The 13,245-nt window shown below is 69.7% G+C and carries 10 protein-coding genes; 8 read left to right on the top strand and 2 right to left on the bottom strand.

Features of this window, described 5'->3' with window-relative positions:
- The first annotated feature begins 69 nt into the window (after positions 1 to 69).
- The 5 genes from AC069H_RS00050 (at position 70) to AC069H_RS00030 (ending at position 9,196) form a co-directional block, all read left to right on the top strand.
- Positions 70 to 1,722 (top strand): N-6 DNA methylase, encoded by a 1,653-nt coding sequence (locus AC069H_RS00050; protein ID WP_478230868.1) that lies wholly within the window; start codon positions 70 to 72, stop codon positions 1,720 to 1,722.
- The gene (locus AC069H_RS00045; protein ID WP_478230867.1) at positions 1,723 to 2,607 is read left to right on the top strand and encodes a serine/threonine-protein kinase; all 885 of its coding nucleotides are present in this window, start codon (positions 1,723 to 1,725) and stop codon (positions 2,605 to 2,607) included. It begins immediately after the preceding gene.
- 94 nt (positions 2,608 to 2,701) lie between these two features.
- Positions 2,702 to 3,337, top strand: a complete 636-nt coding sequence (locus AC069H_RS00040; protein ID WP_478230866.1) for a L,D-transpeptidase — start codon at positions 2,702 to 2,704, stop codon at positions 3,335 to 3,337.
- Positions 3,338 to 3,459: 122 nt separating this feature from the next.
- Entirely contained in the window at positions 3,460 to 6,282 is a 2,823-nt protein-coding gene (locus tag AC069H_RS00035; protein ID WP_478230865.1) for a PQQ-dependent sugar dehydrogenase, read from the top strand.
- 88 nt (positions 6,283 to 6,370) lie between these two features.
- On the top strand, positions 6,371 to 9,196 hold the full coding sequence (locus AC069H_RS00030; protein WP_478230864.1) for a PQQ-dependent sugar dehydrogenase: 2,826 nt from the start codon (positions 6,371 to 6,373) through the stop codon (positions 9,194 to 9,196).
- Positions 9,197 to 9,270: 74 nt separating this feature from the next.
- On the opposite strand, the gene AC069H_RS00025 is transcribed toward AC069H_RS00030, so the two are convergent.
- On the bottom strand, positions 9,271 to 10,794 hold the full coding sequence (locus tag AC069H_RS00025; protein ID WP_478231389.1) for a 3-hydroxyacyl-CoA dehydrogenase: 1,524 nt from the start codon (positions 10,792 to 10,794) through the stop codon (positions 9,271 to 9,273).
- Between the two features lie 169 nt (positions 10,795 to 10,963).
- On the opposite strand from AC069H_RS00025, the gene AC069H_RS00020 reads away from it, so the two are divergent.
- Both AC069H_RS00020 and AC069H_RS00015 read left to right on the top strand, forming a co-directional pair.
- Positions 10,964 to 11,158, top strand: a complete 195-nt coding sequence (locus AC069H_RS00020) for a hypothetical protein (RefSeq protein WP_478224293.1) — start codon at positions 10,964 to 10,966, stop codon at positions 11,156 to 11,158.
- 9 nt (positions 11,159 to 11,167) lie between these two features.
- Positions 11,168 to 11,791, top strand: coding sequence for a TetR/AcrR family transcriptional regulator (locus tag AC069H_RS00015; protein ID WP_478230863.1), 624 nt, complete (start codon positions 11,168 to 11,170; stop codon positions 11,789 to 11,791).
- Here AC069H_RS00015 and AC069H_RS00010 read toward each other — a convergent pair.
- Positions 11,775 to 12,464 (bottom strand): TetR/AcrR family transcriptional regulator, encoded by a 690-nt coding sequence (locus AC069H_RS00010; RefSeq protein WP_478230862.1) that lies wholly within the window; start codon positions 12,462 to 12,464, stop codon positions 11,775 to 11,777. The two genes, AC069H_RS00015 and AC069H_RS00010, sit on opposite strands and share 17 nt — an antisense overlap.
- Before the next feature lie 117 nt (positions 12,465 to 12,581).
- Here AC069H_RS00010 and AC069H_RS00005 point away from each other — a divergent pair, with 117 nt between their 5' ends.
- Positions 12,582 to 13,031: a nitroreductase family deazaflavin-dependent oxidoreductase gene (locus AC069H_RS00005; RefSeq protein WP_478224295.1), complete on the top strand. Its 450-nt coding sequence runs from the start codon at positions 12,582 to 12,584 to the stop codon at positions 13,029 to 13,031.
- The last annotated feature ends 214 nt before the right edge of the window (positions 13,032 to 13,245 follow it).

Here is a 13,245-nt window from a genome sequence, read left to right as displayed (position 1 = left end):
GTAAAGCAGTTGTGTACTGAGTTCACAAACAAAGGGTTGGAATAGTCGGCTGTCGGTTACGATGCGGCGATGGAGGAGCAAGCCACCGTCACCGCGGCGGACATCGCGCGGATCGCCGGCGTCGGCCGCGCCGCCGTCAGCAACTGGCGTCGACGTTACGGCGATTTTCCGCCGCCTGTCGGCGGGACGGCGTCGAGCCCCTTCTTTTCCCTGGTCGCCGTCGAAAAGTGGCTGCGTGAGCGGGGGAAGCCGGTCGAGATCTCGCTCGGGGACCGGATCTGGCAGCGGCTGCGGAACCTCGGCGACGACCTGGCGCTCGGCGACCGGGTCGGCAGGGTGGGGTCGTACCTTTCGCGGCGGCATGTGTGGACCTTTTCGCCGCGTTACGACGACGCCGAGCTGCTCGAACTGCTGGACCGGTTCGCCGCCGAGCGAGGCGCGCGCGAGGCCTACGAGTTCCTGTGCGATCGCTACGTCGAGGCGCACTCCCGGCAGCTGTCCGTCACCGCGGGGCCGGTGGCCGCGTTGATGTCCCGGCTCATCGGTCCCGCACCCGGCGTGGTGCTCGACCCCGCGTGCGGCCTCGGGACGCTGCTGCTCGCCTCCGGCGGAACCCGGCTGCTCGGCCAGGTCGGCGATCCGGCGACCTCGTGCATCGCGGCGCACCGGCTGCTGCTCGCGGGCGCGGACATGGAGATGTACGGGGCGGACGCCCTGTCGATGGACTCCTACGAGGGGGTTCTCGCGGACACCGTCGTCTGCGATCCGCCGTTCAACGAACGGGAATGGGGCTACGACGAACTCGTCGGCGATCCACGCTGGGTGTACGGCCAGCCGCCGCGCGGCGAGCCGGAACTGGCCTGGGTGCAGCACTGTCTCGCGCATGTGAAACCCGGCGGGCTGGTCGCGATCCGCATGCCGCCCGCCGCCGCCGGACGCCGCACCGGACGGCGGATCCGCGGGAATTTGTTGCGGGCCGGGGCTTTGCGTGCCGTGGTCACGGTCGGCGGGGCGGATCTCTGGCTGCTGCGGCGGCCGGAGCCCGGGGAGCGGCCGCCGTCCAGGGTGCTCCTGCTGGCCGATCCGTCCACTGTGGAGGAACAGTGGCGGGTTCACCTGCGCGGCGCCGAGGTGCCGGGCGCGGTCCGGATCATCGATCTGCTCGACGAGGAGATCGACCTTTCCCCCGCGCGGTACCAGGATCGGGACGAACACGCGGGCGAGGCCTTCCTCGAAGTCCGAAGGTGTTTCGAGGGAATCCGGCCGGAGCTGCCGTCGCTGGCGGTCTCCGACGAGAAGCCCTCGTTCGTCACGATCGGCGAGCTGCTGAAGTCCGGCGTGCTCACCGTGCCGGAATCGGTGGAAGAAGGCGACGTCGTCGCGTCGCCCTCCGCGCCCGCTCATGTCCACAGTGGAGAGACGGTCGCGGCCGAGCCGACGATGTCGAAGTACCGCACCGATCCCGAACGGCTGGACGCCGCGTTCCTCGCCGGATGCCTGCGCGCGGCGGGGCAGATCGCCCCGACCTCCTCGACCAGGATCGACCTCAAGCGCACCCGGATCCCGCGCCTGCCGATCGATGCGCAGCGCGCCCACGGGGAGGCGTTCACCCGGCTCGCCGCCTTCGAGGCCGCCCTGCGCGAGGCGGCGGAATCGGGCCTGGAGCTGGTGAGGCTAGGCTTGACGGGACTGACTGAGGGCCAGCTCAAGCCGGAGAACTAGGTGCTGATCGCGGACCGTTACGAACTCGACGAGCTGCCGCTCGGCAGGGGTGGGATGGGCGCGGTCTACGCCGGCCACGACCGGCATCTCGGCCGCCGCGTGGCGGTGAAGTTCCTCGGCCTTCCCGGTGGTCCCGACGCCGAACTCGAACAGCGGTTCATCCGCGAGGCGCGGATCCTCGCGACCCTGGAACACGCGGGCGCGCCGACGCTGTACGACTTCGGCACCTACGACGAGCGGTTGTACCAGGTCATGCAGTTCATCGAAGGCGTGACCGTCGCCGATCTCGCCGCCGAACACGGCCCGCTGCCGGTGCCGTGGGCGGCCGCGATCGCCGCGCAGGCCTGCGCCGTGCTGTCCGCCGCGCACGCGTTGTCCATCTGCCACCGCGATCTCAAACCCACCAACCTGATGCTGTGCCCCGACGGCAGCGTGAAGGTGCTCGACTTCGGCCTCGCGATGCTGCGCGAGACCGACGTCGCCCAGTTCACCCGCGCCGGGCAGATCCTGGGCACCCCCGCGTACATGGCGCCCGAGCAGATCCAGCGGGGAATCGCCGGACCGCGCAGCGACCTGTACGCGCTGGGCTGCGTACTGCACGAAATGCTGACCGGCAGGCAGCTGTTCACCGGGCCCACGGCGTACGCGGTGTTCGAGAAACAGGTCAAGGAGAGTCCGGCCGAAGTGGACGGTGTCCCGCGTGGACTGAACGACCTGCTCGCGGACCTCCTGGAGAAGGACCCGGAACGGCGTCCCGTGGACGCGAACGAACTGTTCGGCAGGCTGGCCGGGTTCGCGCGGGAGCTGCCGCCGCTGCCCGGATATCTGGACGAAGGCGCCAATCCGGGCCGGATGTACGCGCGGGTCGTCGGCCGCGTGCCCTGAGACGCGATCGTGACCTTCCGATCAACAACCCCGGACGGGTGAGCTCCGTCTTTACCCATGTCGGACGGACCACGGGCAAACGGGGGTACGGGTCGTGAAGAAGTTCCTGGTTGGCGTGACCGCACTGGCCACCGCGCTGGCGTTGACCGCGTGTTCCGGCGGCGCGGGCGGCGGCGCGCCCGGCGGCGGGGCCGTCGCTCAGGGCGACCCGGCGGGCGGGACCACGACCGCGCCTGCCACGTCTTCGCCGACGCCGACGCCGACGCCGAGCAGCTCCAGTTCCACGCCGAAGCCGACGTCTTCGAAGCCCAAGCCGACGCCGAAACCCACGCCGAAGCCGGCGCCCAAGCCCGCCCCGAACGCCGCCGACATTCCCTGCAAGGCCGCGCTGGCCTCGCCGGGTGTGAGTGCCTGCGTGGACCTCTCCGCGCTGAAGACGTGGCTGCTGCAGGACGGCAAGGTCATCTACGGCCCGGTCAAGCAGCTGCCCGGCAAGAAGGGGTACGCGACGCCGACGGGTGTCTTCCACGTTTCGGCGAAGGTCAAGAACTACCACTCGAAGGCCTTCGACGCGCCGATGCCGAACTCCGTGTTCTTCCTGCCGGGTATCGCGTTCCACACCGGCAGCCTCTCGGTGTACTCGCACGGCTGCATCCACCTGTCCGCCGCGGCTTCGCAGAAGTACTTCACGATGCTGCAGAAGGGTGGCGTCGTACAGGTCGTGGCCTGACCGCTCCACCGCGTGACGATCATTTCGGTTCGATTGCTTTGACATAAACGAAAGCCCCTGAGGGCAATGACTTACCCGCCTCCGGCGACGTGTCATGACACGCCGGAAATGGGGAAGCGCCGATGAAGCCGAGCAGGGCACTCACTCGCGTACTTGTCGCACTGTCGGTTTCAATCCTTCTTCTCCCGGGCTGGGTGGGCGCGCCGGAAGCGACCGCGGCGCCCTCCCTGCCTTCCGGCTTCGTCCTGCGTGACCAGCCGAGCGGTCAAGCCGCGTTCGACCTGACCGATTTCGCTTATCTGCCGGACGGTTCGGTACTCAGCACCGGCAAGAGCGGCAAGCTCGCCTGGGTGCCCGCCGCCGGTCCGGCGCGGACGATCGCGAACCTTCCCGTCCACGACGACGGGGACCTCGGTCTCGTCGGACTGGCCGTCGCGCCGGATTTCGCCACCTCGCGCCAGATCTACCTCACGTGGTCGTTCGACACGGGCGGCGGCGCGTTCACCATGCGGGTGGCGCGCTGGACGGTGACCGGCACGGACGTCCCCACGGGGCTCGCGAACGAACGAGTGCTCGTCGACCTTCCCGGGTTCCACGACGTCCACGGCATCAGCGGGCTCGTCGCGGCACCCGACGGGACTTTGTGGATCTCCATCGGCGACGCCGCCGACTTCACCCGGGTGGATCCCGGTGCGCTGCGCTCGCTCGACCTCGATCAGCTCTACGGCAAGATCCTGCACGTCACCCCGGACGGCGCCGGCGTCCCCGGCAACCCGTACTACTCAGCCTCCGCGCCGAACGCCACTCGTTCCAAGGTCTTCTCCAGCGGCTACCGCAGTCCGTTCCGGTTCTCCCTCGATCCGCGGCTCGGCCTGCCGGTCGTCGGTGACGTCGGCTGGAACACCTGGGAAGAGGTGGACGTCGTGCGGCCGGGGGCGAACCACGCCTGGCCCTGCTGGGAAGGAAACGCCCCGACACCGGGGTATTCCGGCCTCGCGGGTTGCGCGGGAGTGGTCAACACGCCGCCGGTCACCGCGTACCACCACGGTTCCGGTGCCGACGAAGGGAACAGCGTCACCGCGGGGATCGTCTACAGTGGATCGTCCTATCCGGACGAATACCGGGGCGCGTTCTTCTTCGGGGACTACGTCACGCAGAAGATCTGGACGATGACGTACGACAGCCAGGGCAGGCTCGTCCGCGCGCCCGAGCGGCCGCCGAAGTTCACCGGCGTCGGCGGGCCGGTCAAGTTCGCGGCCGCGGCCAACGGCGACATCGTCTTCGCCGACATCCACACCGGGAACCTGCGTCGGCTCAGCTATCCGGGGACGAACGCGGATCCGGTCGCGGTGGCGGTGTCGAGCGCCGAGCCGTCGACGAGGACGGTGACCTTCGACGGCGCCGGTTCCTACGATTTCGACGGCGATCCGCTGACGTACCACTGGGATTTCGGCGACGGCACGAGCCAGCCCGGTGTCCGCGTGACCCATTCCTACGGCGCCGAGGTCGAACGGGCGACAGCGCGCCTCACCGTCACCGATCGGCTCGGCGCGTCCGCGAGCGCCGACGTCGTCGTGGTGCCGGGCAACCATTCGCCGGAACTCGCGATGACGGATCCCGGTTCGCGGACGTTCGCCGTCGGGGAACCGGTCGTCGCCGAGGTGACGGCCACCGACGCCGAGGACGGTGCGCTGCCGGTCGCGTGGACCACGCTGATCCGCCATTGCCCGGAGGAGGCGACCTGCCACGCGCATCCCGGTTCGCCGGGCGGCGGGCCGGTTTTCACCGTGCCTTTCACCGATCACCAGGACTCCCGCGTCGAGATCACCGCGACGGTGACCGACAGCGCCGGGGTGACGGCGAGCAGGACCTACGTCGCGATGCCACGCGAGCACCGGTTGACCCTGACCTCCACCGTCCCCGCGGCGCTGAGCATCCCGGCGGAGGGCGGGGTCAACACCGCGATGGTGACCGAGGGCGCGACGTTCGAGGTCGTGGCGGAGGAGGTCGCCGCGGACGGCGTTTCGACATTCGCGAACTGGTCCGACGGGCGGACCACGCGCACGGTGACCGTCACCGCCCCAGCGGGCGACCTGACCCTGACCGCGAACTACCTCACCCCGATCGACCGGCGCTACCAGGCGGAACCCGCGCTTCGGCAACGGCTCGGCGTGCCCATCGGGCCGGAGGTCACCGACGGGCCCGTGCGCTACCGGCCGTACACGAACGGCAGGCTCTACTGGAGCGCCGAGACCGGTGTGAAGCAGATGGAGGGCCAGATCCTGGCGAGGTACCTCGCGCTGGGCGGGCACCGGATGTTCGGGCCGCCCGCGACCGACGAGACCGCCACGCCGGACGGCGTCGGCCGGTACAACCACTTCCCGCACCGGCCTGGCCCGATGCAGTCGTCGATCTACTGGACCCCGTCGACCGGCGCGCACGCGGTGTACGGGCGGATCCGGGTCAAGTGGGCGGCGCTGGACTGGGAGCGCGGACCGATGGGATACCCGGCCACCGACGAGATGGGCACCCCGGACGGCGTCGCCCGCTACAACCACTTCAGCAAGAAGGCGTCGATCTACTACACCCCGCAGACGGACGCGCGCGCGATCTGGGGCCGCATCCGCGTCCGGTGGGAGGCGCTGGACTGGGAGCGCGGACCGATGGGGTACCCGGCCACCGACGAGACGAGCACCCCTGACGGCGTCGGCCGGTACAACCACTTCACGAAGGCCGGCTCGATCTACTGGACGATGGCCACCGACTCGCACGCCGTCTATGGGGCGATCCGGCAGCGCTGGGCCGCGCTCGGCTGGGAGCGGTCGTACCTGCGTTACCCGACGACGGACGAGTTCGGCATCCACATCGGACGGCAGAACAGCTTCCAGGGCGGCTACGTCACCTGGAACCGGACCACGGGCCAGGTGATCGACCGACGGTGGTGATCACAGTTCGGTCAAGCCACTCGAAAGTGTGAAATGCCCACGTGGGGCTCCGTCGATGAGACGTTCGACTGGGGAAAGGGGCCCTTGCATGCCTTCGAGATTCCGTGCGCTCTGTCACGCCGTCGTGACGGTGCTGCTGGCGACCTTGCTGGTGCCGTTGACGACCACTTCGGCGTCCGCGGCGCCGCTGTTGCCGCCCGGCTTCGTCCTGCGCGACCAGCAGAGCGGGCAGGCTCCGTACGACCTGACCGACTTCGCCTACCTGCCCGACGGCTCGATCCTGACCACGGGGAAGGCGGGCAAGGTCGCCTGGGTGTCCACCACCGGGCAGATCCGGGAGATCGCGAACCTGACCGACGTCCGGACCTCCGGCGACCTGGGCCTGACCGGTATCGCGATCGCGCCCGACTTCGCCACCTCGCGCAAGATCTACACAGCGCGCGCGGTGAGCCAGGCCGGTGGCGGCTTCCTCCTGCGGGCGTCGAGCTGGACGGTGTCCGGCACCACGGAGCCGACCGGTTTGACCGGCGAGAAGATCCTGATCGAAGGCCCCGGCAACACCGACGTCCACGGCATCACCGGTGTCGTGGCCGCCCCCGACGGCACGGTGTGGGTCTCGACCGGCGACAGCGCCCGCTTCCAGGGCGCGGCGGACCCGTTCGCGTTCAACGTGTACGACGTCGACAAGATCTTCGGCAAGATCTTCCACATCACCACCGACGGCGCCGGTGTGCCGGACAACCCGTACTACCTCGCCGCGAGCCCGACCTCGATGCGCTCCAAGGTGTTCGCCAGCGGTTTCCGCAGCCCGTTCCGGTTCAGCCTCGACGCGACCACCGGTCTGCCGGTGGTCGGCGACGTCGGCTGGGGCACCTGGGAAGAAGTCAACTTCGTCCAGAAGGGCGCGAACCACGGTTGGCCGTGCTTCGAGGGAAACCAGCCGACCGACGGTTTCTCCGCGATGCCGCAGTGCGCTTCGGCCGTGAACACCCCGCCGATGCTGGTGGTCCCGCACGGCCAGGGCCCCGACAACGGCAACAGCGTCACCGGCGGCATCGTCTACAACGGAGAGTCGTACCCGGAGGAATACCGGGGCGCGTACTTCTTCGGCGACTACGCCACCCAGAAGCTGTGGACGGCCAAGTACGACACGCAGGGCCGGGTCGTCCGCCCGCAGGAAACGCCGCCGAAGTTCACCGGTATCGGCGGGCCCGTCAAGTTCCAGGCCGCGGCCAACGGCGACATCGTCTACGCGGACATCTACACCGGCCTGCTGCGACGGCTCAGCTACACCACCGGGAACAAGGCGCCGGTCGCGGTCGCCACTTCCGAGACGAACCCCGAAACCCGCACGGTCTCCTTCGACGGCAGCGGTTCGTACGACTTCGACGGTGACCAGCTGACCTACGCGTGGGACTTCGGCGACGGCACCACCGGTACCGGGGCGAAGGTCAGCCACACCTACGCGGCCGGGACCGAGAAATTCACCGCCAAACTGACCGTGAAGGACGGACTGCAGGCGTCCGGGAGCACGGACGTCGCCGTGGCACCCGGGAACCACTCGCCGAAGCTGACCATGACCGACCCAGGCGGCAGCCTGTTCGCGGTCGGCGAGGAGGTCAAGATCGGCGCGACCGTCACCGACACCGAGGACGGAGACCTCCCGGTCACCTGGACCACGCTGGTCCGGCACTGCCCGGAGAACGCGGTCTGCCACGCGCATCCGGCCGAGAGCGGCACCGGCCCCCAGTTCGCCATGCCGTTCACCGACCACACGGACTCCAACCTGGAGTTCACCGCGTCGGCGACCGACAGCTCCGGAGTCACGGTCTCGAAGACCTACGTCGCGAAGCCTCGGGAACACCGGCTGACCCTGATCGGCAACGTCGCCGCGGCGCTGGGCATCACGCCGGAAGGCGGGGCCGCTTCGGCGATGGTGGTCGAAGGCGCGACCGTGGAGATCCAGGCGGCCGAAGTCGCTTCGGACGGCGCGTCGACCTTCACCGGCTGGTCCACCGGGGCCACCGAGCGGCTGACCAGCATCACCATGGGCGCCGCCGACCAGACGATCACGGCGAACTACATCACCCCGATCGACAAGCGCTACCGCGACGAACCCGCGCTGGCGCAACGACTCGGCGCGCCGACCGCGCCGGAGGCCGTCGACGGCACGGTCCGCTTCCGCACCTACGAGCGCGGACGGCTGTACTGGTCGAAGGACACGGGCGTGCAGCAAATCGAGGGCGAGATCCTGAAGAAGTACCTTGCCGCGGGCGGGCACGCGAAGTTCGGCCCGCCCGCGACCGACGAACGGTCCACTCCGGACGGTGTCGGCCGGTACAACCACTTCCCGGCTTGGCCCGGCATCATCCAGGCGTCGATCTACTACACCGGCGAAACCGGGGCGAACGCGATCTACGGCAGGATCCGGCAGAAGTGGGCCGCGCTCGACTGGGAGCGCGGACCGATGGGCTACCCGGCCACCGACGAGATGGGCACTCCGGACGGCGTCGGCCGCTACAACCACTTCAGCAAGGCCGCGTCCATCTACTGGACGGCGCAGACGGACGTGAAGGCGATCCAGGGACGGATCCGCGCCCGATGGGCCGCGCTCGACTGGGAACGCGGACCGATGGGCTACCCGACCACCGACGAGACAAGCACGCCGGACGGCGTCGGCCGCTACAACCACTTCACCAAGGGTGGTTCCATCTACTGGACGTCGGCGACCGACGCGCACGGTGTGTGGGGTGAGATCCGCAAGCGCTGGGCCTCGCTCGGCTGGGAGCGTTCGTACCTGCGCTACCCGACCACCGACGAGATGGCGGCCACCGGTGGACGGCAGAACAACTTCCAGGGCGGCTACGTGTTCTGGAACTCCTCCACCGGCGCGGTGACCGACCGCCCCTGGTAAGCGGTGATCGCGCGTGAAGGCCCCCTTCCCTCGGCTCAGTCGAGGGGAAGGGGGCCTTCACGCGCGTAGAGGTCTCAGGGGAGGAGGTCGGCCGGTGAGGTTCCGGTCGAGGTGAGGGGCAGGCCGAGCGCGACGCGTTCGGTGAGCCAGGCGCTCGGCCGGTAGCGCTGGTCGCCGGTGCTCGCGACGAGTCCGCGCAGGACCCGCAGCACGAGATCCGCGCCCGCCTCGTCGCCCCAGGCCAGCGGTCCGCGCGGGTAGCCGAGGCCGAGCCGGACGGCGATGTCGATGTCCTCCGGTGTCGCGAGCCGCTGCCCGGCGATGAAGCAGGCGGTGTTGACGATCGACGCCAGCAACCGCTGCGCGATCGGCGCGGGACCGTCGCGGACCACGGTCACCGGCAGGCCGGTCGCCGCGAGCGCGCCCCATGCGGTGCGGCCGGCGGCCGGGTCGAGCGCGGGGTGGACCGAAAGCGTCAGGCGTTTCCCGTAGCCGCCGAGCGGGTCGACGCCGACGACCCGTTCCGCCGGGAGGCCCGCCGCGCGTGCGGCGTCCACAGTGGACGTACCGATCGGGCTGACGATCAGGACCGTGTCCGGGTAGGCGGAGTGCACGACCTGGATGCCCACCGACGAGAGCAGCGTGCCGAGCCGTTCGTCGTCGACCCACACCGGAGTGGCCGGGGCTACCGGCGCGGCCGGTTCCGGCTCGACCTGCTGCTGTCCGTCGACATAGGAGTAGAAGCCTTCGCCGTTCTTGCGGCCGAACAGCCCGGCGGCGACGCGCGGACGCGTCAGCCACGACGGCCGCAGCCGCGGTTCGCCGTGGAAACCGCTCCAGATGCTTTCGAGCACGGCGTGCGAGACGTCGAGACCGGTGAGGTCGAGCAGTTCGAACGGGCCGAGTTTCAGGCCGAGCACGTCACGGGCGACGCGGTCCACCTCGGCCGGGCTCGCGATCCCTTCGGCGAGGATCTGCAGCGCTTCGGTGCCCAGCCCGCGACCGGCGTGGTTGACCAGGAAGCCCGGCGCGTCGCGGGCGAGGACGGGTTCGTGTCCCCAGCCGCGGACGAGTTCGGTCACGGCGGGGGGCAGCCAGGCGGCGGTCCGCGCGCCGGGCACGACCTCGACCAGCCGCATCAGCGGGACCGGGTTGAAGAAGTGGAGGCCGAGCAACCGGCCGGGATCGGTCAGCGCGGCCCCGATCTCGGTCACCGAAAGCGAGCTGGTGTTGGTGGCGAACACGGTGTCCGGCCCGCACACGCGTTCCAGCTCGGCGAACAGCGTGCGTTTGATCTCCAGGTCTTCGCGCACCGCCTCGATGACGAGGTCGACGCCCTCGGCGGGGGCCAGTGGGCCCTCGGCCGCGATCAGCCTGCCCCTCGCCGACTCGGCGGCTTCCTCGGTGATCTTGCCCTTCGACGCGAGCTTGCCGAGCATCGCGCCGACGTGCTCGATGGCCTCGCCGACCGCGTCGGGCCGGGCGTCGGCGAGCTCGACCTCGAGCCCCGCCGTCACGGCGAGCTGGACGATGCCCCGGCCCATCACCCCGGTTCCGATGACCCGGATCCTGCCGACCTGCTCCGCCCACTTCTCCACCGCGAGCCGCCTTTCCCTCGAAGTCGTTCCCGGCGTGACGCTAGCCGCCACGCCGATACCTCGCCCGGAAGGGTGATCCGTGCCCTGCTCGGCGTAAGGCCACCGACCGGGCGCGGTCCCCTCCGCGAAAACCGAGTGTTCCGCGCCCCACCCCGAAGGGAAAGCTCCCATGGCCACCGTCCCCGCCGCCACAGCCGTCCGGACCACGCCGTTGCTCCTCGTCGCCGTTCTCTTCGGCGCCGTCGCCGCGTTCCTGGCGAGCCAGGCGTTGTGGTCGCTCACCGCACTGGCCGTCGTGGCCGCCGCCGCCGTCCTCGCGGGCGGGGTGTGGCTGACCGGCCGGAAGGCGGACACCGAACTCTAAGATCGCCATGTGACGGCGAAACGCTTGACGCGGGAAGAAAGCCGCGAGCAGACCAGACAGCGCCTGCTCGCGGCGGCCGCCGAGCTGTTCTCCGAACGAGGGGTCAACGGCACGTCCGTCGAGCAGATCGCCGAACGGGCCGGATTCACCCGAGGCGCCTTCTACGGCAACTTCGACGGCAAGCACGAGCTGGTCGTCGAACTGCTGCGCCGCCGGACCCAGCGCGAGGCCGAGGAGGTCGCGGTGCTGCGGGAGGGCGTCGGCTCCTTCGCCGAGATGATGGACCGGCTGCGCGCGTGGAACGTCGAGCGCGCCGAGCACCTCGCCGGCTGGCTGACCCTGCGCACCGAGCTGGCCCTTTACGCGCTGCGGAATCCCGACGCGCGCCCGCTGGTCGGCGAAGGCGAGAAGTCGACAAGGGCGCTGCTGGAGACCTCGGTCCGGACCGAACTCGCGGCGCGGGGCGTGGAACCGCCCGCAGACCCGGCCTTTCTCGCGCTGATCCTGCACGCGCTCGAGGACGGCCTCCTGTTGCAGCGCTTCCTCAGCCCCGAAGGGACCGGGGACGAGGACGTGGTGGACGCCGTCCAGCTGCTGATGCGGTCGTGGACCGCGCTCAGCCGGTCATCTTGATCCCGGTGAACTCGGCCATCTGACGGATCCCGTGCGCGAAGAAGTCGTCCGCGGGGTCCACCGAGCCGACGTACTGGCCGAACAGCTCGAAGTTGATCATCCCGAACAGCTGGGTCCAGGCCATGATCAGCCGGGAAGCCGTCTCCGGGGCCAGGTTGATCTTGAGGATCCCGGTGAGGGCGCCGAGCTGGTGCAGGAGCGCGACGGGCATCTCGCCGACCTCGGTCTCGACGCGGAGGTTCGCGTCACGCAGGACGGCGACCAGTGCGAACGCCACTCGGCCGGCGGGAGCGACGGTGTCCTGCGGGGCTTGGTAGCCGGGGATCGGCGAGCCGTAGATCAGCGCGTACTCGTGCGGGTGCGCCTTCGCCCAGGCGCGGACCGCGTGCCAGATCGACTCCCATCGCTCCAGTGAGGTCTTCCTCGGGTCATCGGCTGCCTCCGCGGCTTCGCCGACGGCGTTGTAGGCGTCGACGATCAGGGCGGTCAGCAGCTCCTCGCGGCTGGAGAAGTACCGGTAGAGCGCCGACGAGACCATGCCCAGCTCCCGCGCCACCGCGCGGAGCGAGAGACCGAGCGCGCCCACTTCGGCGAGCTGGCGGCGGGCTTCGTCCTTGATCTCGCGGGTGAGCTCGGCGCGGGCGCGTTCCCGCGCGGTCTGAGTGGCGGCCATGCTCTCACCATAGAGCATCGCACCTAAACGAGAGCACCGCTCTTGACATGATGCACTGCTCTGGTGTTCACTGCTCTTAACAGAGAGCACTGCTCTCGCCGACTTCGAGGAGACGAGATGGCCACCGCCAGCACGCCCCGCTACCTCAAGCCCGCCAAGGCGACCAGCGCGTTCAACGAATTCGTGCTGAAGCTGACGAGGCTGGGCGTCAGCGTCCTGGGCAGCCGGGTGCTTTCGGTCCGCGGCCGCAAGAGCGGCGAACTGCGCTCGGTGCCGGTCAACCTGCTGAAGCTGGACGGGGAGCGCTACCTGGTCGCGCCGCGCGGTGTCACGCAGTGGGTGCGGAACCTGCGCGTCGCCGGGGAAGGACAGCTCACCGTCGGGCGCCGCACCGAGACGTTCACCTACACCGAACTCGCCGACGCCGAGAAGCCCGAAATCCTGCGCGCGTACCTCAAGCGCTGGAAGTTCGAGGTCGGTGTGTTCTTCGACGGTGTCGACGCGAAGGCGTCCGACGAGAAGCTGCTGGAGATCGCGCCCGGCTACCCGATCTTCAAGCTCACCTGATGCCGCGAGTCACGCCTTCGATCACGCGTGTTCGCCGCCCAAGCACGTGAGTCACGTCTCCAAGCACGTGAGTCACGTTTTCAAACACGCGTGTCACGCCGGTGAACGCGCGGGCTAGTTGTACTGCCCCGGGAGGTTGTGAACAGCGGGACACCTAGGCAGATGATCTTGAAGTGAGGGAGGACCTCCGGGTTTGGTGTGGATCACCACAATC

The organism is Amycolatopsis sp. NPDC043887 (assembly GCF_056435665.1).
Note: the sequence above shows the minus strand (reverse complement) of the source record. Positions and strands in the feature narration are given on the sequence as shown.

Excerpts from the sequence above, each read along its gene's own strand:
- AC069H_RS00050 (WP_478230868.1), top strand. The coding sequence starts at position 70 with ATGGAGGAGCAAGCCACCGTCACCGCGGCGGACATCGCGCGGATCGCC.
- AC069H_RS00035 (WP_478230865.1), top strand. The coding sequence starts at position 3,460 with ATGAAGCCGAGCAGGGCACTCACTCGCGTACTTGTCGCACTGTCGGTT.
- AC069H_RS00030 (WP_478230864.1), top strand. The coding sequence starts at position 6,371 with ATGCCTTCGAGATTCCGTGCGCTCTGTCACGCCGTCGTGACGGTGCTG.
- AC069H_RS00020 (WP_478224293.1), top strand. The coding sequence starts at position 10,964 with ATGGCCACCGTCCCCGCCGCCACAGCCGTCCGGACCACGCCGTTGCTC.
- AC069H_RS00010 (WP_478230862.1), bottom strand. The coding sequence starts at position 12,464 with ATGGCCGCCACTCAGACCGCGCGGGAACGCGCCCGCGCCGAGCTCACC.
- AC069H_RS00005 (WP_478224295.1), top strand. The coding sequence starts at position 12,582 with ATGGCCACCGCCAGCACGCCCCGCTACCTCAAGCCCGCCAAGGCGACC.